Source organism: Nocardiopsis sinuspersici, assembly GCF_001998325.1.
Classification (GTDB): Bacteria; Actinomycetota; Actinomycetes; order Streptosporangiales; family Streptosporangiaceae; genus Nocardiopsis; species Nocardiopsis sinuspersici.
In genome coordinates this window covers 1,119,548-1,142,902 of record NZ_MCOK01000001.1, presented here as the reverse complement: position 1 = coordinate 1,142,902, position 23,355 = coordinate 1,119,548, and the positions used below count along the sequence as shown (strand labels likewise).

Annotated in this window: 22 protein-coding genes; 7 read left to right on the top strand and 15 right to left on the bottom strand. The window is 71.0% G+C overall.

Features of this window, described 5'->3' with window-relative positions:
• Positions 1 to 55: 55 nt before the first annotated feature.
• Together NOSIN_RS04830 and uvrB are read right to left on the bottom strand one after the other, a co-directional pair.
• The gene (locus NOSIN_RS04830) at positions 56 to 502 is read right to left on the bottom strand and encodes a DUF3060 domain-containing protein (protein ID WP_077689582.1); all 447 of its coding nucleotides are present in this window, start codon (positions 500 to 502) and stop codon (positions 56 to 58) included.
• 180 nt (positions 503 to 682) lie between these two features.
• Positions 683 to 2,779, bottom strand: a complete 2,097-nt coding sequence (uvrB, locus tag NOSIN_RS04825) for an excinuclease ABC subunit UvrB (RefSeq protein ID WP_077689581.1) — start codon at positions 2,777 to 2,779, stop codon at positions 683 to 685.
• 152 nt (positions 2,780 to 2,931) lie between these two features.
• Here uvrB and NOSIN_RS04820 point away from each other — a divergent pair, with 152 nt between their 5' ends.
• Positions 2,932 to 4,050 (top strand): hypothetical protein, encoded by a 1,119-nt coding sequence (locus NOSIN_RS04820; protein WP_236743301.1) that lies wholly within the window; start codon positions 2,932 to 2,934, stop codon positions 4,048 to 4,050.
• On the opposite strand, the gene NOSIN_RS04815 is transcribed toward NOSIN_RS04820, so the two are convergent.
• On the bottom strand, positions 4,047 to 5,237 hold the full coding sequence (locus NOSIN_RS04815) for an epoxide hydrolase family protein (RefSeq protein ID WP_077689580.1): 1,191 nt from the start codon (positions 5,235 to 5,237) through the stop codon (positions 4,047 to 4,049). The two genes, NOSIN_RS04820 and NOSIN_RS04815, sit on opposite strands and share 4 nt — an antisense overlap.
• A gap of 63 nt (positions 5,238 to 5,300) precedes the next feature.
• Here NOSIN_RS04815 and NOSIN_RS04810 point away from each other — a divergent pair, with 63 nt between their 5' ends.
• Positions 5,301 to 6,263, top strand: a complete 963-nt coding sequence (locus NOSIN_RS04810; RefSeq protein ID WP_077689579.1) for a helix-turn-helix transcriptional regulator — start codon at positions 5,301 to 5,303, stop codon at positions 6,261 to 6,263.
• Positions 6,264 to 6,357: 94 nt separating this feature from the next.
• On the opposite strand, the gene coaE is transcribed toward NOSIN_RS04810, so the two are convergent.
• The 5 genes from coaE to polA form a co-directional block, all read right to left on the bottom strand.
• Complete coding sequence (coaE, locus tag NOSIN_RS04805; protein ID WP_077689578.1) at positions 6,358 to 6,957, bottom strand: dephospho-CoA kinase; 600 nt, start codon at positions 6,955 to 6,957, stop codon at positions 6,358 to 6,360.
• Between the two features lie 10 nt (positions 6,958 to 6,967).
• Positions 6,968 to 7,492 (bottom strand): GNAT family N-acetyltransferase, encoded by a 525-nt coding sequence (locus tag NOSIN_RS04800; RefSeq protein WP_077689577.1) that lies wholly within the window; start codon positions 7,490 to 7,492, stop codon positions 6,968 to 6,970.
• 153 nt (positions 7,493 to 7,645) lie between these two features.
• Entirely contained in the window at positions 7,646 to 9,148 is a 1,503-nt protein-coding gene (rpsA, locus tag NOSIN_RS04795; RefSeq protein ID WP_077689576.1) for a 30S ribosomal protein S1, read from the bottom strand.
• 442 nt (positions 9,149 to 9,590) lie between these two features.
• Positions 9,591 to 10,034, bottom strand: a complete 444-nt coding sequence (gene arfB, locus NOSIN_RS04790; protein ID WP_236743300.1) for an alternative ribosome rescue aminoacyl-tRNA hydrolase ArfB — start codon at positions 10,032 to 10,034, stop codon at positions 9,591 to 9,593.
• A 46-nt stretch (positions 10,035 to 10,080) separates the two neighbouring features.
• Complete coding sequence (gene polA, locus NOSIN_RS04785) at positions 10,081 to 12,894, bottom strand: DNA polymerase I (protein ID WP_077689574.1); 2,814 nt, start codon at positions 12,892 to 12,894, stop codon at positions 10,081 to 10,083.
• A 132-nt stretch (positions 12,895 to 13,026) separates the two neighbouring features.
• Here polA and NOSIN_RS04780 point away from each other — a divergent pair, with 132 nt between their 5' ends.
• Positions 13,027 to 13,455, top strand: a complete 429-nt coding sequence (locus NOSIN_RS04780) for a PaaI family thioesterase (protein WP_077689573.1) — start codon at positions 13,027 to 13,029, stop codon at positions 13,453 to 13,455.
• A gap of 459 nt (positions 13,456 to 13,914) precedes the next feature.
• Complete coding sequence (locus tag NOSIN_RS04775) at positions 13,915 to 15,162, top strand: ABC transporter substrate-binding protein (RefSeq protein ID WP_077693406.1); 1,248 nt, start codon at positions 13,915 to 13,917, stop codon at positions 15,160 to 15,162.
• A 160-nt stretch (positions 15,163 to 15,322) separates the two neighbouring features.
• Here NOSIN_RS04775 and NOSIN_RS04770 read toward each other — a convergent pair whose 3' ends face one another.
• The 5 genes from NOSIN_RS04770 to NOSIN_RS04750 all read right to left on the bottom strand — a co-directional run bounded on the left by NOSIN_RS04770 (position 15,323) and on the right by NOSIN_RS04750 (position 19,433).
• Positions 15,323 to 16,426, bottom strand: a complete 1,104-nt coding sequence (locus NOSIN_RS04770; RefSeq protein ID WP_077689572.1) for a glycerate kinase family protein — start codon at positions 16,424 to 16,426, stop codon at positions 15,323 to 15,325.
• A gap of 70 nt (positions 16,427 to 16,496) precedes the next feature.
• Positions 16,497 to 17,102: a PspA-associated protein PspAB gene (gene pspAB, locus NOSIN_RS04765; RefSeq protein WP_077689571.1), complete on the bottom strand. Its 606-nt coding sequence runs from the start codon at positions 17,100 to 17,102 to the stop codon at positions 16,497 to 16,499.
• 88 nt (positions 17,103 to 17,190) lie between these two features.
• Positions 17,191 to 18,114: a zinc metalloprotease HtpX gene (gene htpX, locus NOSIN_RS04760; RefSeq protein ID WP_077689570.1), complete on the bottom strand. Its 924-nt coding sequence runs from the start codon at positions 18,112 to 18,114 to the stop codon at positions 17,191 to 17,193.
• Positions 18,115 to 18,384: 270 nt separating this feature from the next.
• On the bottom strand, positions 18,385 to 18,663 hold the full coding sequence (gene pspAA, locus NOSIN_RS04755; protein WP_077689569.1) for a PspA-associated protein PspAA: 279 nt from the start codon (positions 18,661 to 18,663) through the stop codon (positions 18,385 to 18,387).
• On the bottom strand, positions 18,660 to 19,433 hold the full coding sequence (locus NOSIN_RS04750; protein ID WP_077689568.1) for a PspA/IM30 family protein: 774 nt from the start codon (positions 19,431 to 19,433) through the stop codon (positions 18,660 to 18,662). Before NOSIN_RS04750 ends, pspAA begins: the two co-directional genes overlap by 4 nt.
• 117 nt (positions 19,434 to 19,550) lie before the next feature.
• Here NOSIN_RS04750 and NOSIN_RS04745 point away from each other — a divergent pair, with 117 nt between their 5' ends.
• The 3 genes from NOSIN_RS04745 to NOSIN_RS04735 all read left to right on the top strand — a co-directional run bounded on the left by NOSIN_RS04745 (position 19,551) and on the right by NOSIN_RS04735 (position 22,370).
• Positions 19,551 to 20,204 (top strand): DUF3043 domain-containing protein, encoded by a 654-nt coding sequence (locus NOSIN_RS04745; RefSeq protein ID WP_077693405.1) that lies wholly within the window; start codon positions 19,551 to 19,553, stop codon positions 20,202 to 20,204.
• A 341-nt stretch (positions 20,205 to 20,545) separates the two neighbouring features.
• Positions 20,546 to 21,550: an aldo/keto reductase family protein gene (locus NOSIN_RS04740; protein WP_171986557.1), complete on the top strand. Its 1,005-nt coding sequence runs from the start codon at positions 20,546 to 20,548 to the stop codon at positions 21,548 to 21,550.
• 454 nt (positions 21,551 to 22,004) lie between these two features.
• On the top strand, positions 22,005 to 22,370 hold the full coding sequence (locus NOSIN_RS04735) for a DUF1622 domain-containing protein (RefSeq protein ID WP_077689566.1): 366 nt from the start codon (positions 22,005 to 22,007) through the stop codon (positions 22,368 to 22,370).
• A gap of 29 nt (positions 22,371 to 22,399) precedes the next feature.
• Here the strand turns inward: NOSIN_RS04735 and NOSIN_RS04730 are convergent, their stop codons facing one another.
• Both NOSIN_RS04730 and NOSIN_RS04725 read right to left on the bottom strand, forming a co-directional pair.
• Positions 22,400 to 22,864, bottom strand: a complete 465-nt coding sequence (locus NOSIN_RS04730) for a hypothetical protein (RefSeq protein WP_236743298.1) — start codon at positions 22,862 to 22,864, stop codon at positions 22,400 to 22,402.
• A gap of 254 nt (positions 22,865 to 23,118) precedes the next feature.
• Complete coding sequence (locus NOSIN_RS04725; protein ID WP_077689565.1) at positions 23,119 to 23,325, bottom strand: hypothetical protein; 207 nt, start codon at positions 23,323 to 23,325, stop codon at positions 23,119 to 23,121.
• Between the last annotated feature and the right edge of the window lie 30 nt (positions 23,326 to 23,355).

The window sequence follows — 23,355 nt, the reverse complement described above, 5'->3', positions numbered from 1 at the left end:
GCCGGGGCGGTCAACTCACCGACACGAAACCGCCCTGCCCACCGGCCTTCCCGGATCACTTCCCGGCGACGCCGCCCTCGGTCACCGTGGTGTTGCGGCCGTGGTTGACCACCTCGGGCCTGCCCGAGGCGAAGGAGACGACGTTGTCCACCCCGATCAGCACGATCTTGTCCGCCGAGCCCACGTCGACGGTGGACCCGCGTCCGGTGGCCCGCACCAGCCCGCAGTCGCCGTGCAGTACCACGACGGCGTCGTCCGCGGTGACCATGACCTCGCGGCCGTCGCAGTCCTCGTTGATCTCGGCGCCGTCGTCGACGACGATCAGCGTGTCGCCGTTGCTGACGTTGTGGTCGGGTATGACCACGTCGTCCGCGGCGTCCTCGGTGCCCGGTGCGCCGTTGGGCACCTCGACTTCCTCATGCCCGAAGGCGAGACCGCAGCCCGGAAGCAGGGAGGTGAGCAGCAGGCCACCGCCTGCGGCCGCCAGGAGCCGAACCCTCATGTTTCCCCCACAACCGAACAACCGGCAATTGCGACATACAGCTTGCGCGAAGCCAAGAGTATGTCACGCGGAGGTAACCACGCGACCTCGCTGTTCCCCAAACGTTCTTGTTCCGATACCCCTGGGCCGCTCCGGTCCCGGCCTCCCCGGGCCGGAACCGCTGTCCCGTGGGGATCGGCGTCACCTCACCCCGGCCGCGTCCATGCCGCGAAGCTCACGCTTGAGCTCGCCGATCTCGTCGCGCAACCTGGCCGCCAGCTCGAACTGGAGGTCGGTCGCCGCCTGGTGCATCTGCTCGCTCAACTGCTCGATGAGGTCGGCCAGCTCCGCGCGCGGCATGGAGGAGACGTCGGCCGAGCGCTCGCCCAGCGCGGGCACCGGGGCACGGCCGCCCTTGGCGGAGCTGCGGTAACCGGTGGCCATGAGCTCCTCGGTGTCCACGTCCTCCCTGTTGAGCGTGTCCAGGATGTCGGCGATCTGCTTGCGCAGCGGCGTGGGGTCGATCCCGTGCTCGGCGTTGTAGGCCAGTTGCTTGTCCCGGCGCCGGGTGGTCTCGTCGATCGCCGACCGCATCGAGTCCGTGACGTTGTCGGCGTACATGTGCACCTGGCCCGCGACGTTGCGCGCCGCGCGGCCGATCGTCTGGATCAGCGAGGTCTCCGAGCGCAGGAAGCCCTCCTTGTCCGCGTCCAGGATCGCCACCAGCGACACCTCGGGCAGGTCCAGGCCCTCGCGCAGCAGGTTGATGCCCACCAGCACGTCGAACTCGCCCACCCGCAGCTCCCGCAGCAGCTCCACCCGGCGCAGCGTGTCCACCTCGCTGTGCAGGTAGCGCACCCGGATGCCCATCTCGGCGAAGTAGTCGGTGAGGTCCTCGGCCATCTTCTTGGTCAGCGTGGTGACCAGGACCCGCTCCTGGCGCTCGGCGCGCACCCGGATCTCGTGCACCAGGTCGTCGATCTGCCCGTCGGTCGGCTTGACCAGCACCTCCGGGTCGACCAGGCCGGTGGGACGGATGACCTGCTCCACCACGTCGCCGCCGCTCTGGCGCAGCTCGTAGCGGCCCGGCGTCGCCGACAGGTAGATGGCCTGCCCGATCCGCTCGGTGAACTCCTCCCACCTCAGCGGCCGGTTGTCCATCGCCGACGGCAGCCGGAACCCGTGGTCGACCAGGGTGCGCTTGCGCGCGGCGTCGCCCTCGTACATCGCGCCGATCTGCGGGACGGTCACGTGCGACTCGTCCAGCACCAGCAGGAAGTCCTCGGGGAAGTAGTCCAGCAGCGTGTTGGGCGGGCTGCCCGGCGCACGGTCGTCGAAGTGCCGCGAGTAGTTCTCGATGCCCGAACAGGTACCCAGCTGGCGCATCATCTCCAGGTCGTGGGTGGTGCGCATGCGCAGGCGCTGTGCCTCCAGCAGCCTGCCCTGCGCCTCCAGCTCGGCCAGCCGCTCGCCCAGCTCCGCCTCGATCAAGCCGATGGCGCGCTCGGTGCGCTCCTCGCCGGCCACGTAGTGCGAGGCGGGGAAGATGAACATCTCCTGGCTCTCCCCCAGCACCTCGCCGGTGAGCGGGTGCAGGGTGAGCAGGCGCTCGACCTCGTCACCGAACATCTCGATGCGGATCGCCAGCTCCTCGTAGACCGGGATGATCTCGATGGTGTCGCCGCGTACGCGGAACGTGCCGCGCGTGAACGCGGTGTCGTTGCGGGAGTACTGCATCTCCACCAGGCGGCGCAGCAGCTGGTCGCGGTCGACCTCCATGCCCACCGCCAACTGCGCCATCCGGTCCACGTACTCCTGCGGGGTGCCCAGGCCGTAGATGCACGAGACCGACGCGACCACGATGGTGTCCCGGCGGGTGAGCAGCGAGTTGGTCGCCGAGTGGCGCAGCCGCTCCACCTCGTCGTTGATCGAGGAGTCCTTCTCGATGAAGGTGTCGCTCTGCGGGACGTAGGCCTCGGGCTGGTAGTAGTCGTAGTACGACACGAAGTACTCGACCGCGTTGCCCGGCAGCATCTGCCGCAACTCGTTGGCGAACTGCGCCGCCAGGGTCTTGTTGGGCTGCATCACCAGGGTCGGCCGCTGGAGCTGCTCCACCGTCCACGCCACGGTCGCCGTCTTACCGGTACCGGTGGCGCCGAGCAGCACCGTGTGCGGGTCTCCCGCCCGCACCCGCTTGCTGATCTCGGCGATCGCACCTGGCTGGTCCCCCGCCGGGGTCATCTCCGAGACCACCTCGAAGGGCGCCTCGCTGCGCTTGATGTCGCTGACCGGTCGCACGTCGCCTCTTCTCCCATCGAACGGCGGGCCGCCCCCGCGTCCGCGTGTCCCTCACACCCAACGCTACAGACCACCTGTGACATCCCTGGCCGGTCGTGGGTAGGGAGTCAGCATGGACCCGGCGCCCCGTGTCCGGAATGGAGGTGTCAGCCGTGTCCCGTCCTCGCCGACCCACCTTCGACCCGGCCCTGCCGCCCCGGGCGGTCGCGCGCATGCGGGCCCGTCCCGAGAAGCTGCTCCCGGCCTCGGCCAAGTCCTCCCGCCGCCTCACGTGGAGGCGGGGGGCCGCGCTCACCGCCGTGGGAGGTACCTCGCTCGCCGCCGTCGCCCTGCTCTCACCGGCCGCCGGTGCCGTCCTCATGCTCCTGCTGTGCCTGGGGACGACCATGGTCGTTCTCGGACTGGTCTCCCTGAAGGACTCCTTCACCGACGACTGGGCCGACCTGGCCATGCACGCCTTCTGGGCGCTGCCCGTGTCCGTGGCCGGGGTCGCGGGCGCCCGGCTGCTGCTCGAACAGGTCGTCGGACCGCTCGGATCGGTCGTCCCCGGCGACCCCACGACCGCGGCCCTCTACCTGACCGCCGCCGCGGGCGGGACCGGAGCCATCATGCGCCCGGGCATGGTCACCCGCCTGGCCTCGGAGAACGCCGACCACTACGTGCTGCCCGAGGACTTCGGCCGCCCCTACAGCTACGCCAGCCGCCGTGAGGAACCCGAGGCACACCTGTTCGCCCGGCTCCAGCAGGCCACCGACCGGGTGGAGGAGGGTATCCGGGTGCTGGGCGGGTCCTTCGACGCCGACCACACCCTGTCCCTGCTGCGCGAGGAGGAGTGGCGGATGGCCCACGAGCTGCTGCGGCTGCGCTCCCTGCGCGAGGAACTGCTGCGGCGCGGGCGCGAGGCGGTGTCCGACCAGGTCACCCGGGCGCTCGAACCGCAGAAGGAGGCCGTGGACCGCGCCCACGCGGCGCTCTCCGAGCGGGTCGGGGTGCTGGCCGGCTACGGCGAGCGCGTGCACGCGGCGGTGACCGCCCACCGCGAGTGGGAGCAGTGCCAGGAGATCGCCGACCGCGCCGCGGAGTACGCCGACCTGGCGCTGTCCTCGTCCCAGGAGTCCGTGCACGCCGAGGAGCTCGACGACGGCCTGCTCAGCGTGGAGGCCGCGCACTCGGTCCGGGAGGAGCTGGTACGCGAGGCCGTGGACGCCGGCGCGTCCCTGTCCGCGGCCCTGCGCCGGGGACAGGACCGGGACGGGAAGGAGGACGGCTAAGCCAGGCCGGCGAAGAACGCGCGGACGTCCTCGACCAACAGTTCCGGCTCCTCCATCGACAGGAAGTGGCCGCCCCGGTCCAGTTCGGTCCACCGCACGACGTTGTGGTCGCGCTCGGCCCACCGGCGCACCGTCACGTCGTGAGTGGAGACCAGCACCCCCGTCGGCACCGTCCCTCGGCCCGGGGTCCAGTCGCCCGCGGCCCCGCCGTGGCCGGTGTCCTCCTCGGAGCCGCCCCACGCGTTCGCTGAGATCTCCTCGTAGTAGATCTGCGCCGACGACCCGGCGGTTCCGGTCAGCCAGTACAGCGACACGCACGTCAGCATGCGGTCACGGTCCAGAGCCTCCTCCGGCAGTCCCTCCTCGGGCTCGGTGAGCTCCTTGAACTTCTCCACGATCCACGCGAGCTGACCGACCGGGGAGTCGTGCAGCGCGTAGGCCACCGTCTGCGGCCGTTTGGAGTTGCACTGCAAGTAGCCGTCGTTGAAGTCCTGCATCGACTGCCAGCGGCGCTGCTCGACCACGGTCAGCCCCTCGGTGTCCCCGTCGGTGAGCGGGAAGGTGATCATGGCGTTCACGTGAACCCCGATGACGCTCTCGGGCCTCAGCCCTCCCATCTCCGGCGCGACCCACGAGCCGGTGTCGTAGCCGTGGACGCCGTAGCGCCCATAGCCCAGGCGCGACATCAACTCCGTGAGGACCCCGGCCATCCGGGCCGCGCCCATCCCCGGACCGGCCAGCGGCGTGGACATGCCGAACCCCGGCAGGGAGGGGACGACCAGGTGGAACGCCTGGGACGGATCACCGCCGTGGGAGCGGGGGTCGGAGAGCGGCCCGACAACGTCGAGGAAGTCCGTGACCGTCCCCGGCCAGCCGTGCAGCAGGACCAGCGGGGTGGCGTCGGGCTCCGGCGAGCGCACGTGCAGGAAGTGCACGTTCTGCCCGTCGACGGTGGTCGTGAACTGGGGGTGGCTGTTGAGCTCCGCCTCGTGCCTCCTCCAGTCGTAGGAGGTACGCCAGTACTCGGCGAGCTCCCTCAGGTACCCCACCGGGACTCCCCTGCTCCAACCGACGCCCGGCAGCTCGCACGGCCAGCGGGTGTCGGCCAGGCGCGCCCCGAGGTCGTCGAGCCGCTCCTGCGGGATGTCGATGCGGAATGTGTGGACGTCGCGGTCCGTGTTCGTCATGGGCACTACGCTAGGGAGGAGTTAGGACAGGTTCCTTCCCAACCGGATGACAGAGTCGGATCCATGGCTGAGACCTCCGCACGGCTGCTCGCCTTGTTGTCGTTGCTCCAGACACACGGGAACCGGTCCGGTGCCGACCTGGCGGACCGCCTCGGCGTCACGGGCCGCACCGTCCGCAGGGACGTGGACCGTCTGCGCGAACTCGGATATCCGGTACACGCCACCCGGGGCACGGCCGGGTACAGCCTGGGCGCCGGCGCACGCATGCCGCCGCTTCTGCTGGACGACGAGGAGGCCGTGGCCGTGGTGGTGGGGCTGCGCACCGGCGCCGACGGTTCGGTCAGCGGCATGGAGGACGTCTCGCTGCGCGCGCTCGCCAAGCTGGAGCAGATCCTGCCGGCCCGGCTGCGCCAACGCGTGAACACCCTGCACGGCTCCACCGTGCGCGCCGGAGCCGAGCCCGGTCCCAGGGTCTGCCCCAAGGTCCTCATGGCGGTCGCCGAGGCCTGCCGCCGCGGGGAGGTCCTGCGCTTCGACTACACCGGCCCCCGCGGGGGCACCGCGGTCCGGTCGGCCGAGCCGCACAGTCTGGTCAGCTTCGGCCGCCGCTGGTACCTGGTCGCCTTCGACCACCACCGTGACGGCTGGCGCACGTTCCGCCTGGACCGCCTCACCCCGCGCACCCCCACCGGTCCGCGCTTCACACGGCGCGAGATCCCGCACGGTGACGCCGCCGTCTACGTGTCCCATCAGCTGTCCTCGAACGCGTGGCCCTTCCGCGCCGTCGTCGAACTCCACGAGTCGGCGGAGTCCGTCGCCGACCGGGTGTGGCCCGGCATGGGTGTGCTGGAGGCCGCCGGCCCGGACCGCTGTCTGCTCCACCTGGGCGCGGAGACGCCCGATGACCTGGTCTGGATGATCACCTCGGTCAGGACGGACTTCACCCTGGTGAGCGGCCCGCCCGAACTGAACGACGCCCTCCGCGCCCAGGCCGAACGCTGTGCCGCGGCCCTGGGCCCCCGGTGACGCCGGTGCGGCTCCCCCCGTGGCGCGGCACCGCTCCGCGTTCCGCCGGGAGCCCGAAGGCCGCCGGCGGACACCTGGTGCCGGGTCGGAGCCGCTAGGCGCGTTCGAGGAGTTCGCGCCAGAGCTCGGCGACCCGCTCCCGCAGCTCCTCGCGGGTACCGGAGTTGTCCACCACCAGGTCGGCGGCGGCCAGGCGGGTCTCCCGGTCGGCCTGTGCCCGGATGCGGGCACGCACCTGCTCGCGCGGCATGTCCCGGTTGACGGCCACCCGCTCCACCCGGACCTCGTCGGGGGCGTCGACCACGACCACCACGTCGTAGAGCGGTCCCAGGTCGTTCTCCACCAGCAGCGGGACGTCGTAGACCACCACGCGCGTCCCGGAGGCCACCGCCTCCTCCATCAACCGGGCGCTGCGCTCGCCCACAAGGGGGTGCACGATGGCGTTGAGCCGGGCCAGGCGCTCCTCGTCGGCGAAGACGATCTCGCCCAGCCCGGGCCGGTCCAGCCGCCCCTCGGGAGTGAGCACCTCCTCCCCGAACTCGGCGACGACCGCGGCCAGGCCGGGCGTGCCCGGCTCGACCACCTCCCGGGCGATGGCGTCGGCGTCGATGACGACGGCTCCGTAGGCCGCCAGTTCGGCCGAGACCGCGCTCTTGCCGGAGCCGATCCCGCCGGTGAGTCCCACTTTCAGCATGCTGGGCAGCCTAGACCGCCGCTCCCCGCTCGGAGAGGCCGCCCCCGCCGGACCGGCCCGGGACGAGTTCCTTGCGCATGTGCACCATGACCAGGTGTTCGGCCACCCGCTCCCGGGAGGTCTCGGTGTATCCGAGCCCGCGGTAGAGCCGCTGCTGTCCGGTCTCCTGGGCACCGGTGGACAGGTCGAGCGCGCTCAGGTGCGGGTGGCGTTCGCGCAGGTGTCCCTCGACGTCGGCGAGCAGCGCCCGCGCGATCCCCCGGCGGCGCAGGTCGGGGACCACCGCCAGGCGGCCGATCACGGCGCTGGTGCCCATCACCCGCGCCCGGACCGTTCCGACCAGGCGTGCCCCGGAGACCGCCTTGAGCGCGAGGGTCTCTTCCTGTCCCAGCAGCCTCTCCACTCTCTCCAGGCTCTCTGTGAGCGGCAGCACGAACGGGTCTCCGAAGGCCTGGGCCTCGTCGACGAACGCGGCCCGCTGGAGGGTGAAGATCTCACCCGCGTCGGCGGGGGTGGCCGGGTGGATGTCGAACACGTCGCCTCCTCAACACGCCCCCGCCCTCGGGGACACGCCACGACACTATTCCCCGAGCCCCGGGAGCGGCCCCGGACACGGCGAAGGGCCGCCCCCTCCGTGAGGAGGGGACGGCCCTTCGGGGCTGTCAGCGAGTCCTGTCGGACCTACTGGCTAGGCGTCGCCGCCCGCGAGCTTCTCGCGGAGGGCGGCCAGGGCCTCGTCCGAGGCCAGGGCGCCGCTGGAGGAGGCCTCCGAAGCGGGCTGGTTGGCGCTCTGGCCACCGTTGCCGCCGGTGTACTCCTCTTCCTCCTCCGGGGCGGCGGGCGCGTTCGCAGCGTCGGCCTCGGCCGCGAGGGCCTCCTCGACCTGCTTGCGGTGCGCCTCGAAGCGGGCCTGCGCCTCGGCGTAGCTGCGCTCCCACTCGTCGCGCTGGGCCTCGAAGCCCTCGAGCCACTCGCCGCTCTCGGCGTCGAAGCCCTCGGGGTACTTGTAGTTGCCCTGCTCGTCGTAGTCGGCCGCCATGCCGTACAGCGTGGGGTCGAAGTCGACCTGGTCCGGCGAGACGCTCTCGTTGGCCTGCTTCAGCGAGAGGCTGATGCGGCGGCGGTCGAGGTCGATGTCGATGATCTTGACGAAGATCTCGGTGCCGACCTGGACGACCTGCTCGGGCACCTCGACGTGGCGCTCGGCCAGCTCGGAGATGTGGACCAGGCCCTCGATGCCCTCCTCGACGCGGACGAACGCACCGAACGGAACCAGCTTGGTGACCTTGCCGGGAACGACCTGGCCGATCTGGTGGGTCCGGGCGAACTGCTGCCACGGGTCTTCCTGCGTCGCCTTGAGCGACAGGGAGACGCGCTCGCGCTCCATGTCCACGTCGAGAACCTCGACGGTGACCTCCTGGCCGACCTCGACGACCTCGCTCGGGTGGTCGATGTGCTTCCAGGACAGCTCCGAGACGTGCACCAGTCCGTCGACGCCACCCAGGTCCACGAAGGCACCGAAGTTGACGATCGAGGAGACGACGCCCTTGCGGATCTGCCCCTTCTGGAGGGTGTTGAGGAAGGTCTGGCGGACCTCGGACTGGGTCTGCTCCAGCCAGGCGCGACGGGACAGGACCACGTTGTTGCGGTTCTTGTCCAGCTCGATGATCTTGGCTTCGAGCTCACGGCCGACGTAGGGCTGCAGGTCGCGCACACGGCGCATCTCGACCAGGGAGGCGGGCAGGAAGCCGCGCAGGCCGATGTCGAGGATGAGACCACCCTTGACGACCTCGATGACGGTGCCGGTGACGACGCCGTCCTCCTCCTTGATCTTCTCGATCGTGCCCCAGGCGCGCTCGTACTGGGCGCGCTTCTTGGACAGGATCAGACGACCCTCCTTGTCCTCCTTCTGGAGGACGAGGGCCTCGACCTGGTCTCCGACGGCAACAACCTCGCCGGGGTCGACGTCGTGCTTGATCGAGAGTTCCCTCGAAGGGATCACACCCTCGGTCTTGTAGCCGATGTCGAGCAAGACCTCGTCTCGATCGACCTTCACGATGGTGCCCTCGACAATGTCACCGTCGTTGAAGTACTTGATGGTCTCGTCGATCGCCGCGAGGAAGGCTTCCTCGGACCCGATGTCGTTGACCGCTACCTGGGGTGCCGAGGTGGCTTCGGTGCTGCTCGTCATTTGTGGGTGGACTCCGGATACGGACAGATTCAGGAAGATGGGCACGCCGTAGGTTCGAGCCCGTCGATCCGTCGTCCAGAGGTGAGAAGCAGGGTCACGGCGACATTGAGCCGCCTGACCACCAGCCGCCGGGTCCAGAGTGTTGACCGAATCGGCGCCATCCCGTTGTCCCTCATCGGAGACAGAGGACGCCCGCACGAACCCACAACGCTGCCCCCAGAATATGAGACAAGGGCGTCCTGGTCAATCGGAACCCCGGCCCGCCAACCCGACTTAGGTCACAATGGCGGCAATTTACCCGAGTATGGCAGTCAAGATCAACTAGCGGTAGCCCCACGTCCGCAGGGGCGTACCGCCTCGGGGTGAACGCCGGGCGCACACCGGCGGGACACCTGTGGGGCGCCGAAAAAAATTGTGGGGAACGTGCGGGGCCGGGTCCCGGTCAGTCCATGGGAGGCCGGGAGCGTGACCGCTTGACCTCGCTCCGTTGCCGTTTGGCGTCCATGCGGCGCTGTCTGGCCCTCCGGCTGGGGCGGGTCGCACGGCGCTCGCGGGCGGGCGGGGCCATGGCCTCCGCCAACAGGGCCGCCATCCGCTCCCTGGCCTCGACCCGGTTGCGCGCCTGCGACCGGTGCGTCTGCACCGTCACCGTCAGCACACCGCCGACCAGGCGCCCCTGGAGCCGCTCCAGCGCGCGCTGGCGCCGCGTGTGCCCCAGGCCGGCGCAGGAGGCCACGTCGAGCGACAGCGACACCCGGGTGTCGGAGGTGTTGACGTGCTGGCCGCCCGGCCCCGAGGAGCGGGAGAACCGCCACGTGAGCGCGTCGGCGGGAACGGTGACCGAGCCCACGGTCAGTCCTTCGGGGGCTCCGCCGTGTGTCGCCACCGTTCCCGCCTCCTCGCCTCGTTCCACGGTTCTCCCGCGCCGCGGCTCAGTGCGCGGCGTCGTGCCAGTTGTGTCCGCTGCCGACCGAGACGGCCAGCGGGACACGCAGATCATAGGCGGAGCCCATGTGCCGCGTCACGAGGTTTTCGACCTCCTCGCGTTCGCCCGGAGCGATCTCCACCACGAGTTCGTCGTGCACCTGGAGCAGGACCCGCGAGGAGAAGCCGCCCTCGGTGAGCGCCGCGTCCACCCGGAGCATGGCCACCTTGATGATGTCGGCCGCCGACCCCTGGATGGGTGCGTTGAGCGCCATCCGCTCGGCCATCTCCCGGCGCTGGCGGTTGTCGCTCGTCAGGTCGGGCAGGTAGCGGCGGCGTCCCAGGATCGTCTCGGTGTAGCCGACCCTGCGGGCCTCCTCCACCACCGAGTCGAGGTAGTCGCGCACTCCGCCGAACTCGGCGAAGTAGTTCTCCATGAGGCGCTTGGCCTCCTCCGGCGCGATGCCCAGCTGCTGGGACAGGCCGTAGACGCTCAGCCCGTAGGCCAGGCCGTAGCTCATCGCCTTGATCTTGGAGCGCGCCTCTCCGTCGACCTGCTCGACCTCGACGTCGAAGACCTGCGCGGCCATCTGCGCGTGGAAGTCGTAGCCGCTGTCGAAGGCCTCGATCAGCGCCTGCTCGCCCGACAGGTGCGCCATGATGCGCAGCTCGATCTGGCTGTAGTCGGCGGTGAGCAGCTCGTCGAAGCCCTCCCCCACCACGAACGCCCGCCGGATGCGCCGTCCCACGTCGGTGCGCACCGGGATGTTCTGCAGGTTGGGCTCGGTGGAGCTGAGGCGACCGGTCGCGGCCACCGTCTGGTTGAAGGTGGTGTGGATGCGGCCGTCGTCGGCGACCGTCTTGATCAGCCCCTCGACCGTGGTGCGCAGCTTGGTCTGGTCGCGGTGGTGCAGCAGTACCGCGGGCAGCTCGTTGTCGGTCTGTGCCGCCAGCCACGCCAGCGCGTCCGCGTCGGTGGTGTAGCCCGTCTTGATCCTCTTGGTCCTGGGCAGGCCCAGCTCCTCGAACAGCACCTGCTGGAGCTGCTTGGGCGAGCCGAGGTTGAACTCGTGCCCCACCACCTCGTGCGCCCGCTCCACCGCGCTGCGGGCCGCGGAGGCGAACTCGCCCTGCAGGCCCTCCAGGTACTCGGTGTCGGCGGCGATCCCCGCCCGCTCCAGGCGCGCCAGCACGTCCACCAGCGGCAGTTCGACCTCGTGCAGCAGGTGGGTGCCGCCCCGCTTGTCCAGCTCCGCGGACAGCACCCCGAACAGGTCGCGGGTGGCGCTCGCGCGCACCGCCAGCAGGTGCTGGTGGCCCGAGCCCGCGTCGCCGCCGTCGCCCAGGTCCAGGGTCAGCTGGTCGCCGGAGGAGGCCTCCTCCAGCTCCCGGCCCAGGTACCTGCGGCACAGGTCGGCGAGGTCGAAGCGGCGCTGCCCCGGCTGCACCAGGTAGGCGGCCAGCGCGGTGTCGCTGACCACGCCGCCCAGCGTCCACCCGTGCGCGCCCAGGGCGAGCAGGGCCCCCTTGTACTCGTGGACGACCTTGGGGCGGCCGGGGTCGGCCAGGAAGGCGGCCAGGGCCTCGGTGTCGGCCGGGTCCAGCACGGTGGGGTCGACGAACACCGCCTCCCCCGTGGGCACGCTGATGGCCAGCGCGTCCACCCTGCCGGTGCCCCGGCCCCAGGTGCCGTCCACGGCCACTCCGGCGGGCGCCGTGGGGGTGAGGGTGTCGCTGCCGGCGGTGTCGGGGGCTGCGTGCTCGGTGATCCAGGAGGCCAGCTCCCCGGTCCCGGCCACGGTCAGGTCGACCCGGAAGCCCTCGGAGGGCGCGGCCTCGGCCGTCTCCGCGCCGTCCTCCAGCCGGATCACGGAGTACAGGCGCTCGCGCAGGTTGGAGGCGAACTCCAGGTTGTCGAAGAGCGCGTCGATCCCGGTCCGGTCGGCCTCGCCCAGGCCCAGCGCCCTGACGTCCACGTCCAGGGCCACGTCCGTGGCCAGCCGGTTCAGGCGCTGGTTGCGCAGCACGTCGTCCAGGTGGTCGCGGAAGTTCTGCCCCGCCTTGCCGGGGATCTCGTCGGCGTGGGCGACCAGCTCGTCCAGGGACCCGTACTTGGTGATCCACTTGGCGGCGGTCTTGGGTCCCACTCCGGGCACGCCGGGCAGGTTGTCGGCCTTCTCGCCCACCAGGGCGGCCAGGTCGCGGTAGCGCTCCGGGGGGACCCCGTACTTGTCCTCGACCGCCGCGGGATCCATGCGCCGCAGGTCCGACAGGCTCTTGCCCGGGTACAGGACCGTGCAGGAGTCGGTGATCAGCTGGAAGGCGTCGCGGTCTCCGGAGGCGATGAGCACCTCCATCCCGGCCTCTCCGCCCTGGTGGGCCAGGGTGGCGATGACGTCGTCGGCCTCGAAGCCCGGCGCGGACAGGTTGGCGACGCCGACCAGCCGCATGAGGTCCTGGGTGAGCGGCACCTGGGAGGGGAGCTCCGGCGGTGTGTCGGAGCGTCCGTCCTTGTACTCGGCGTACTCCTCGTGCCGGAAGGTGGGGCCGGACAGGTCCCATGCCACCGCTATGTGGGTGGGCTCCTCGTCCCGCAACAGCTTGACCAGCATCGACGCGAAGCCGTAGACGGCGTTGGTCGACTGCCCGGTACTCGTGCCGAACTTCTCCACCGGGAGCGCGAAGAACGCGCGGAAGGCCATCGAGTGGCCGTCCAGGAGGAGGAGGCGGGGGCGCCGGCCACCGCTGCCGGCGGGGGCCGCGCCGCCCGCCCCGGTGCCGGCCTGGGATGTCTGGTCGGGGGTCTCTCGCTTGGTCACCACAGACGAATCCTAGGATGCGACGCGGACACTTCGCGGCCACACCGCGAGAACACCGGAGGCCACCGCCCCGGACCGGAGACCTCTCCGCCGTCCGGAGCCGGGTGGCACCCGGCCGATCGGAAGGCACACATCATGACGACGGACTCCGAGGCGATGCGCCGGATGCTCGACACGGGCGCCCTGACCAGCGGTCTGGGCGAGCGCATGGGCATCGAGGTCACCGAGGTCTCCGCCGAGCGCGTGGTGGGACGGATGCCGGTGAAGGACAACCTGCAGCCGTTCGGGCTGCTGCACGGGGGCGCGTCGTGCGTGCTGGCCGAGTCCCTGGGCTCGATCGGCTCCACCGCGCACGCCGCCCAGTTCGGCAGGGTCGCGGTCGGCATCGAGATCAACGCCACCCACCACCGGTCGGCCACCGACGGGTACGTGACCGGAGTGGCCACACCGGTGCACCTGGGCCGGACGCTGGCCACCTGGGACATCACCATCACCGACGACGGGGGCCGGAAGGTGTGCACCTCCCGGCTCACGTGCATGCTGCGCGAGATGCCCGCCAAGTAGGGCGGGCGCGCGCGGCCGGGGAGGGACACGTGGCCGGCGACGGCCGGAGGGACGGCGGCGTATATAGGTCAAGGGTTTTTCTGCTTACGGAAGGACCACTTCACACACGCGTGCAGCGCTCCTGTAGTTTTCCTACAGCCCGACCGTAGCTCTTGACGGTCGGGCTTCGTCATGCCTGGTCGTCGCGACAGTTTGCTGCCCCCTGCACACGGATAGCTGCGAACTGTAAAAACATCGGGCGTGGAAGACCAATGATGACTACAGAGGCATAACAGCATGACGGCGAGTCGGCACCAACGGTCTTCCTGCGCTTTCCGATCCGGAACTTTCGTGATTAAGCTCCGCTAATGCTCCTGATTAAGTCATGCCACACACCGCGGACATCAGGACGCACATGCACATCGGCACGGCTGCGTCACGCAGTGCGTGTTTCGCCGGTTGAACGGAGTGACCACGATCATGGCAAGCAAGAAGGCCCTAGGCCTCACTGCCGCAACCGCGGCCCTTGTACTCGGCCTGACCGCGTGTGGCAGCGGGGGCGGCGAAGGAGACGGCGGTGACGGAGGGGGCGAGGAGTTCACCTACGGCATCCTCTACCCGCAGACCGGCAACCTCGCCTTCCTCGGCCCGCCCCAGATCAGCGCGGCGAAGTACGCGATCGCCGAGATCAACGAGGCCGGCGGCATCCTCGGCACCGAGGTCCCCGCGATCGTCGAGGGCGACGAGGCCGGCGACAACGCCCAGGCCAACGAGGCCGCCAACAGCCTCGTCTCGGACCAGGTGAACGCCGTCATCGGCGCCGCCGCGTCCGGTATGACCCAGGCGACCTACGACACCGTCACCGGCGCCGAGATCGTCCAGTGCTCGGGCTCCAACACCTCCGCCGCACTGAGCGACATCGAGGACGACGGCTACTACTTCCGTACCGCGCCCAGCGACAAGCTCTCCGCCGTGGTGATGGCCCGCAAGATCGCCGAGGAGGGCCACGCGAACGTCGCCATCGTCGCCCGCGCCGACGACTACGGCGGCGGCTACGCCCAGGCCCTCCAGACCGAGCTGGAGAACCTCGGCGCCCAGGTCGTGGTCAACGAGACCTACGACCCCATGGCCACCACCTTCGACTCGGTCGTCAACAGCGTTGCCAACGAGGAGCCGGACGCCGTCGCGCTCATCGCCTTCGAGGAGGGCGCACAGGTCATCGCCCAGTTCCTGGAGAGCGACGTCACGGGTGACCAGATCTACGTCACCGACGGGCTCAACGACCCGCAGCTGGGTGAGACCGTCAACCAGGAGGACCCGAACAGCGTCAAGGGCATCACCGGTGTCGCCCCGAGTGCGGAGAACCCCGAGTTCACGGAGGGTCTGACCAGCTTCAACGAGGAGCTGGAGGTCTTCCAGTTCGCTCCGCAGGTCTACGACTGCGTCACCGTGATCGCTCTGGCCGCCGAGGCCGCCGGCAGCGTGGACCCGTCCGAGTACGTGGCCGAACTGCCCAACGTCAGCCGCCCCGAGGGCACCGAGTGCTCCTCCTTCGCCGAGTGCAGCGACCTGCTGGCCGACGGTGAGGAGATCAACTACCAGGGCGCCAGCGGCAACATCGACTTCGACGACAACGGCGACCCGACCGCCGCCACCTTCGAGATCTTCCACTACGGAGACGACGGTCACGAGGTCCTCGCCTACGAGGAGCACTCCCTGCTGGACTAGGGGGAGGGCCGGCTCCGGCCACCCGACACCGATTCACGGGAAGCGCCCCGGGAGAAGGATCTCCCGGGGCGCTTCCCGTCGTCCGCGGCCGCTGCCCGTGTCGGAGGGGGAGGAGGCGCGGGGCCGGCGGCCCGCCCCTACCGCTCCTCCCCCTCCCCGGTCACCGGGACCAGCGGCGGGCGATGTCGGCGGCCAGGGCGCGCAGTTCCTCTGCGGAGCGGTTCATGGCCGCCTCCACCGAACCGGAGGACTCGACGAGGGAGTAGGTCTCGGTGATCCCGGCCTCGGCGGCCTCGGCCCGGCCGACCTTCACGGCCCCGGCGGTGACGATGCAGGGGACGCCGTGCCCGCTGGCGACCTGGGCGACGCCGTGCGGGAGCTTGCCGCGCAGGGACTGGGAGTCGAAGGAGCCCTCGCCGGTGATGACGAGGTCGGCGCCGTCGAGGCGCTCGGCCAGGCGGACGGAGTCGAGGACACGGCTGATGCCGGACTCGACGGTGCCTCCGAGGAGGAGCAGGGCGAAGCCCAGGCCGCCCGCGGCACCGGCGCCCGGGACGTCACGGGTGCCCTTGTCGGGGTCGACCCGGTCGGCGAAGGCGGCGAGGGCCGCGTCGAGGCGCTGGACCTGGTCGGGGTCGGCGCCCTTCTGGGGGCCGAAGACGGCGCTGGCGCCGTGGATGCCGAGGAGGGGGTTGTCGACGTCGGTGGCGGCGACGAGGCGGACCCCCGCCACGGCCTGGCGGGCGGCTTCGAGGTCGACGGCGTCGACGTGCTCGGCCAGGGTGCCGCCGCCGTGGCCGAGGTGGTCGGAGGGGGTGGCGCCGAGGGCGGCGAGGAGCCCGGCTCCGGCGTCGTTGGTGGAGCTGCCGCCGAGTCCGACGACGACGGTACGCGCACCCGCACGGACCGCGTGGGCGACCAGTTCGCCCACGCCGTGGGTGGTGGTGCGGCCGGGGTCGCGGTCCTCCGCGGGCACCAGGTGGAGGCCGCAGGCCTGGGCGCTCTCCACGTAGGCGGTGTCGCCGTCGAGGAGGTACTCCGCGGTCACGGGTGCACCGAGGGGGCCGGTCACCTCGGCCCGGTGCACCTCGCCGCCGAGGGCGGTGTGCAGCACCTCGACGAACCCCGGACCGCCGTCGGAGAGCGGAAGCAGCTCCGTTCGGGCGGAGGGGTCGGTCCGGTGCCAGCCGTCGGCGACGGCCTGGGCGGCTTCGAGCGCGGAGAGGGTACCGGCGAACTTGTCAGGAGCGATGAGGATACGCACGGGACCAAGTGTGCCAGGCCACATCGCCGGGGGTTCGGGGCACCCCTGGTCAGAGGCCGCGCTTCCCTGCTCAGAGCCCGGGGGCGCCGTAGACCGGGAACCAGCGGGATCGGTCCTTCTCCAGGGGCAGGTCCGTGCCGATGGCCGCCTCGGCCTGGAGTTCGAGGGCGTTGTCCCTGCGCTGGCCGCCGACGGGCGCGAAGGGGTAGAAGGTGCCGCGCTTGTAGAGGTAGACCAGCCCCAGGGAGCGGCTGCCGTCGGTGAAACCGACCAGGGAGCACAGCAGGGAGGGCCCGTACCCGTTGGCCTCCAGGGTGGAGTTGACGGCGTGCAGGTCGGTCACCAGGCCGGTGAGGTCCGGACCGCTGCCCTCGCTTTGGAAGTCCGGAGGGGCCGGATCGCTCCGTGAGCGGACCACCAGCCAGGTGTAGCCGTAGTCGTCGGTGACCTGCTCGACGGGCGGGCCCTCGTCGGCGTCGAGCAGGTCGGTGATGTCGCGCGCCAGGTCGGCGAAGGCGGCGCCCTCGGTGGCGCGGAAGGCGACGGAGCCGGTACCGGTGGGCCGAAAACCCGCGGCGGCCCGCAGGGTGACGGACGCCGAGGGCAGGCCGAACAGGGCGTCGAGGTCGGGCTCGGCCGGTTCGGAGCGCCCGAACAGGGCTCGCCAGAAACTCATCGTGTCCCCCTCGTCCTTTCGGGTCTGGGATCGGCCGGGTCCGGCCAGTCGGTCGGAGGCCGGCGGAACCGGCCGGGACCGGCCGCGGTCAACCGCCCTGGCCGAGTTGCCGGGAGATGTCGGACAGCTGGGCCAGGCGCTGCTGCACGGGCGGGTGGGTCGCGATCAGTTGGCTGAAGCTGAACCCCTTGCGGGAGAGGGCCGGCGCGAAGAAGAAGGCGTTGAACGGCTCCACCTGGCGCAGGTCGCGGGTGGGGATCCGGACCATGTCGCCGGTGATCTTGGTCAGGGCGCTGCCCAGCATGGACGGGCGCCCGGTGAGGTAGGCGGCGGCGCGGTCGGCGGACAGCTCCCGGTAGCGCGACAGCGCCCGGGTGAGCAGGAAGCTGAGCGCCCAGGCGACCGCGCTGACCAGCACGACGAGCAGGGCGATGACGGCCGGGGCCGGCCCGTTGTTGTTGTTGCCGCGCATCCCCCCGGTGAACAGGGCGAAGCGCAGCCCGGCCTGGGTGAGGAACCCGGCGACGATGCCGAGGAACCCCGCGATGGTCATCACCATGACGTCGCGGTGGGCGACGTGGGACAGCTCGTGGGCCAGGACCGCCTCCAGTTCGGGGCCCTCCAGGCGGCGCATGAGGCCGGTCGTCACGCAGATGACCGCGGACTTCTCGTTGTGCCCGGTGGCGAACGCGTTGGGGACGTCGGTGTCGGCGATCCCCACGCGGGGCTTGGGCATGTCCGCCATGGCGCACAACCGGTCGATCACGGCGTGCAGGTCGGGCGCCTGCTGTGGGGTGACCTCCTTGGCCCCCATGGAGAACATGGCGATCCTGTCGGAGGCGAAGTAGCTGAACAGCGCGAACCCGGCGACGATGAGCAGGACCAGCCACACGCTGAGGCCCGCCAGGACCAGCCCGGCGATGAAGGCCGCGTAGACCAGGGCCAGAAGGCCCATGGTCATCACCATGCGGGTGGTCAGCCCCCGGTCAGGTCTGAACTTGGAACCGGCCATGCCGTTCCCCTCCCCGACACGTCGACTGTCTCGGAGTGTAGTTCGCCCAGGTGGGAAAGGGTCCGAGGCGGCCCGCCGTGTTCCCGCCACGGCCGCCCCCGCACACGGCGGGGCCGCCGTGCCCCGGGGGTCACGGCGGCCTGGAAACGCGCGCGCAGGCACCGAGCTGGACTCCGACCGGCCGTGGCCTGGCCCGTCGGACCCGCTCACCCTGTCCGGAGGCACCTGGACGGAAACGGTGCGTCCGGACGGAAACGGCCCTCACCGGTCCTAGCCGGGGATGAGCCCGTCGTCCTGCAGCATCTCCCGCACCTCTTCCATGGTGGCGTCGGCGGGCGGGAGGATGAACTGCGAGGGCTCCAGCGCGTCGGCCGGCAGTGGCTTGCCGTCCTCGCGCACCTTCTCCAGCAGGTCGTGCAGCGCCTGGCGGAAGGTGGCCTCGTCGCCCGACTCGATGGCCGACTCCAACTGGGAGTCGAAGGAGTTGAGCAGTTCCAGGTCGGCGTCGGTGAGGTCGAGCTGCCCCTCACCCATGATGCGGACGATCACGCGCCCTCCCGGTTGCCGGTGTTGCCAGCGCCGTTGCCGCGCTCGATCTGCGGAGCGGACTCGCCGCCGCCCTGCCCGAGCTCCATCTTCATGCGCTCCAGGTCGGACTCGACGCTGGTGGTGCTGGCCATGCGGTCGAGCTCGCTCTGGATGTCGTCCCGGGCGGTGCCCGTGACGTCGTCGAGCGCGCCCGAGGCGAGCAGCTCGTCGACGGCGCCCGCGCGGGCCTGCATGTCGGCGGTCTTGTCCTCGGCGCGCTGAACGGCCATGCCGACGTCGCCCATCTCCTCGGAGATGCCCGAGAAGGCCTCGCTGATCTGCGTCTGGGCCTGTGCGGCGGTGTAGTTGGCCTTGATGGTCTCCTTGCGCGTGCGGAAGGCGTCCACCTTGGTCTGCAGGCGCTGCGCCGCCATCGTGAGCTTCTGTTCCTCGCCCTGGAGGTTGGCGTGCTGCTCGCGCAGGCCCTCGATCTGCTGGGCGAGGCCGGAGCGGCGGGTCAGGGCCTCGCGGGCGAGGTCCTCCCGGCCCTGGGTCAGCGCCGCACGGCTCTGCGTCTCCAGCTTGCCGGACTGCTGTTCCAACTGCTGGATCTGGAGCTCGACGCGCTTGCGGGAGGTCGCGACGTCGGCCACACCACGACGCACCTTCTGCAAGAGTTCGAGCTGTTTCTGGTACGAGTAGTCGAGTGTTTCCCTTGGGTCCTCGACCGAGTCCAAGGCTCTGTTGGCCTTGGACCTGAAGATCATCGAAAGTCGCTGAAACACGCTCATCGGCGTGGCCGTCCCCTTCTCGGTGCGTACATCGGCTGTTCCCAGCGGGCGCTTTGCCCAACCCTACGCGCTCTGGCCTGCGGTCGCCATAATGCGACGAGCGGCTACCCTGTGGGTGTGTTCCGACGTCGCTCCGCTTCCACAGCCCCGGACTCGGCCACCGCCGAATCCGCCAGCCCTGAGGCCACTGAGGCCACCCAACCTAAGGGATATACCCCCAAGAAAGGGGTCCCCACCCCAAAACGCAGGGAATCCGAGGTGGCCCCGCGCAAGCCGCTGAAGGCGCCAGAGACCCGCAAGGAGGCCTACCGGGCCTACCGGGAACGTCTCGAACGTCAACGCGGCTCCGGCGCCAGGGGTTCCAGCGCGCCCAAGGGCGTGCCCAAGGACGAGGCCCGCCACTACCGCCAGCAGGACATGGGCGAGGCCCGGGCCTTCGCCCGCGACTTCGTCGACTCCCGCCGCAGCGCCAGCGAGTTCTTCCTCCCGTTCTCGGTCCTGATCGTCGCCCTGCTGTTCGTCAACAACCCGGTCTTCCAGGTCGGCGTGGCCTACGTGGCGTGGCCGCTGATGATGGTGACGATCATCGCCGAGGGCGTCCTGGTGGGCCGCACGGTCAAGAAGCGCGCCACCGAGTACTTCCCCGGCGACCCGACCGTCAAGGGCATCGGGATGTACGCGGCCATGCGCCAGTTGCAGTTCCGCCGCCTGCGCCTGCCCAAGCCGCGGCTGAAGGTCCGCGAGGACCCCACCCCGCGCGGTGCGCGCTAGGCCGTGTTCCCTTGAGGCCCCGCCGCGCCTCGCCCCGTGCCCGGACGCCGAAGGTACGGAAGCCCCCGGCCCCCGCGGTGCGCCCGCGCCTGCCTCACGGGCGCACCCGCGAGACCTCCGGCGGCCCCGGCGGCGCCCTCGCCACCCCGGCGGCACAAGGCCGAGTCCACCGAACAGAACCCGGCCCCATTCCCCCTCCCCGCCCAGGTGGAGCAGCGTGAGCAGGGCCGGTGTCCGCACCGGCCCTTCACCGGCCCCCTCATGGGAGCGTTCCCATTCCTTTCCGTGCATCCGGTCGGAAACCTCGCGAAGGGCCACAACCGCCTACTAGAGTGCTCGGCATGGACTTTCGGCATCTAGGCAACAGCGGTCTCATGGTCAGCGAGATCGCCTACGGGAACTGGCTCACGCACGGATCCCAGGTGGAGGAGGACACGGCCAAGGCCTGTGTCCGCGCGGCGCTGGACGCGGGTATCACCACGTTCGACACCGCCGACGTCTACGCCCAGGGACGGGCGGAGGAGGTGCTCGGCCGCGCCCTGAAGGGCGAGCGCCGGGACGGGCTGGAGATCTTCTCCAAGGTCTTCTGGCCCATGGGAGAGGGCAAGAACGACAAGGGCCTGTCCCGCAAGCACGTCATCCGCGGCGCGGAGGACTCCCTGCGCCGCCTCGGGACCGACTACCTGGACCTGTACCAGGCGCACCGGTTCGACTACTCCACGCCGCTGGAGGAGACCATGCGGGCCTTCGAGGACCTGGTCCGCCAGGGCAAGGTCCTCTACGTCGGGGTGTCGGAGTGGCGTGCCGAGGAGATCGAGCGGGCGCTCAAGATCGCCGACGAGATGGGTTTCGACCGGATCGTCTCCAGCCAGCCGCAGTACAACATGCTGTGGCGGGTCATCGAGCCCGAGGTCGTCCCGCTCTCCGAGCGCGAGGGCATCGGCCAGATCGTGTGGTCGCCGATCGCCGGAGGCGTCCTGACCGGCAAGTACAAGCCCGGCCAGGAGCTGCCCGAGGGCTCGCGCGCCGCCGACCCCAACAGCGGGAAGTTCCTGCGCGGACCGCTTGAGGACCAGGTCCTGCTGGAGCGGGTGCAGCGGCTGGAGCCGCTGGCCGCCGAGGCGGGCCTGTCCCTGGCCCAGTTGGCCGTGGCCTGGGTGCTGCAGAACCAGAACGTGTCGTCCGCGATCATCGGCGCCTCCCGCCCCGCGCAGGTGGAGGACAACGTCAAGGCCGCCGGGGTCAGGCTCGACGAGGGGCTGCTCACCAGGATCGACGAGATCCTCGGCGACAGCGTCAAGCGCGACCCGGCGCTGACCAAGAGCCCGGAGAACATCCGCGGCTAGGCGGTGCCTCCTTGAGGCTCCGCCGCGCCTCGCCCCGTGCCCGGACGCCGAAGGTACGGAAGCCCCCGGCCCCCGCGGTGCGCCCGCGCCTGCCTCACGGGCGCACCCGCGAGACCTCCGGCGGCCCCGGCGGCGCCCTCGCCACCCCGGCGGCACAGCACCGAGTACACCGGACAGAACCCGGGTGTGCTGTTCGGGGGCTCCGCCCCATCCCGCGTTCGGGCGCCTTGGAGGCGGAGGCCTCCGGCGCCCGAACCACCCCCGGGGCCTCGGTCACCGCCCGCCCGTCGCCCTCGGCGGACGCCTGCGGCGCGGAGCCCTCCTCGTCCGCGCGCACCGGTCCCGACCCCCCGGGTGGCCGGGGCCCCTCGCGTCCGCCCTCCACGAGGGCCCTGGTGTCGAACCGCCCACTCTGGGTAGCTGCTGCCCGACACACGCCGGGGAGGAGGGGCCCATGGACATCGCAGAGGTCATCGAGGCGGTGGGGACCGCCGTGGACGTCGCCGGGGTCGGCGTCATCGTCATCGGAGCGGTGGGCGCGACGGCGCTGTTCGCCTACCGGGTGGTGAGCGGCGGAGCGTTCATGGAGGCCTACCGGCCCTATCGGCAGGGGCTGGGCCGGGCGATCCTGCTCGGTCTGGAGTTCCTCGTCGCGGGGGACATCATCCGCACGGTCGCGGTCTCCCCCACCTTCGCCACCGTCGGGGTGCTCGCGGGGATCGTCCTCATCCGGACCTTCCTCAGCTTCTCCCTGGAGGTGGAGCTGGAGAACCGCTGGCCGTGGCAGTCACGCCGCTCCCCCTCCCCCGGTGCGGGCTGACCCGCACCGCCCGGCTCGGACGCGGGCTGTCAGCGCGCCATGTCGCGGGACAGGTGGGAGCGGTGCAGGCGCCGGGTCCGCAACAGCCGGGACAGGTCGGCACGCGTCTGGTGGGACAGCTGGACGTGGAAGTAGTTGACGTGCTCCAGGACCGCGAACAGCCACAGGCCCAGACCCGGCCACACCCGGGTCCAGGGGACGCCCTCGGCGAGGGCCGCCGCCACAACCGCGCCGCCCGCGAGGAGCAGCGGCGGGTTCACCCGCCTCAGGACACGGAAGACCGGCATGCCCTCCGGGGCCCGGGCCCGCGTGCGCAGTTGGCGCACCTTGATCCACCAGTAGGCGCCGCCCTGGACCAGCAGCAGGGCGAACAGGGCGAACCCGGTCAGGTTGGCCGGGGAGGCGGGCACGCCCAGGAGCGGGAAGAGCACCACGGCGAACAGGGGGATGTTGGCCAGTTCCATGACGGCCATGTTGCGCAGAGGAGAGATCACGTCCCGATTGTCCTCGCATGTGCTCCGGTACCGTCCGCGAGGAGGGACCGTGCCCCGGCGGGGCACGGCGGAGGCGTCCGGGGCCTGCTCGGTGGAGCTCCTGCGCCACCGGGGGCGGCGGAGGCGCCGGCGGGGCCCCGGAAGGTCCCGCGGGTACGCCCGTCCGTACCTCACGGGCGCACCGTGGGGGCCGGGGGTTCCCGTACCCCCGGCGTCCGGGCACGGAGCGCAGCGCGGCCTCGAGGAGACACGCCCTAGTCGACGGGTTCCAGGGACATCGCGTAGACCTCCTTGTCGTCCTCCAGCAGGGCGACCCGGTCCACGCCGCCCTCGGAGAGTTCCTGCCAGTTCTCGCCCAGCCAGCTCTCCGCGTCGCCCCGCGAGGTGAACGACTCGGAGGGCAGGTCCTGTCCCGCCGAGCCGGAACCCTCGGCCCCGTAGTAACGCCAGGTCCACGCCATGTCCAACCACCCCTTCGTCGAGGAGGCCAC

What these genes read in the sequence shown, in the direction of transcription:
- NOSIN_RS04830 (WP_077689582.1), bottom strand. Translation starts at nt 502, where the DNA reads ATGAGGGTTCGGCTCCTGGCGGCCGCAGGCGGTGGCCTGCTGCTCACC.
- NOSIN_RS04815 (WP_077689580.1), bottom strand. Translation starts at nt 5,237, where the DNA reads ATGACGAACACGGACCGCGACGTCCACACATTCCGCATCGACATCCCG.
- NOSIN_RS04810 (WP_077689579.1), top strand. Translation starts at nt 5,301, where the DNA reads ATGGCTGAGACCTCCGCACGGCTGCTCGCCTTGTTGTCGTTGCTCCAG.
- coaE (WP_077689578.1), bottom strand. Translation starts at nt 6,957, where the DNA reads ATGCTGAAAGTGGGACTCACCGGCGGGATCGGCTCCGGCAAGAGCGCG.
- rpsA (WP_077689576.1), bottom strand. Translation starts at nt 9,148, where the DNA reads ATGACGAGCAGCACCGAAGCCACCTCGGCACCCCAGGTAGCGGTCAAC.
- NOSIN_RS04780 (WP_077689573.1), top strand. Translation starts at nt 13,027, where the DNA reads ATGACGACGGACTCCGAGGCGATGCGCCGGATGCTCGACACGGGCGCC.
- NOSIN_RS04775 (WP_077693406.1), top strand. Translation starts at nt 13,915, where the DNA reads ATGGCAAGCAAGAAGGCCCTAGGCCTCACTGCCGCAACCGCGGCCCTT.
- pspAB (WP_077689571.1), bottom strand. Translation starts at nt 17,102, where the DNA reads ATGAGTTTCTGGCGAGCCCTGTTCGGGCGCTCCGAACCGGCCGAGCCC.
- htpX (WP_077689570.1), bottom strand. Translation starts at nt 18,114, where the DNA reads ATGGCCGGTTCCAAGTTCAGACCTGACCGGGGGCTGACCACCCGCATG.
- NOSIN_RS04750 (WP_077689568.1), bottom strand. Translation starts at nt 19,433, where the DNA reads ATGAGCGTGTTTCAGCGACTTTCGATGATCTTCAGGTCCAAGGCCAAC.
- NOSIN_RS04740 (WP_171986557.1), top strand. Translation starts at nt 20,546, where the DNA reads ATGGACTTTCGGCATCTAGGCAACAGCGGTCTCATGGTCAGCGAGATC.
- NOSIN_RS04735 (WP_077689566.1), top strand. Translation starts at nt 22,005, where the DNA reads ATGGACATCGCAGAGGTCATCGAGGCGGTGGGGACCGCCGTGGACGTC.
- NOSIN_RS04725 (WP_077689565.1), bottom strand. Translation starts at nt 23,325, where the DNA reads ATGGCGTGGACCTGGCGTTACTACGGGGCCGAGGGTTCCGGCTCGGCG.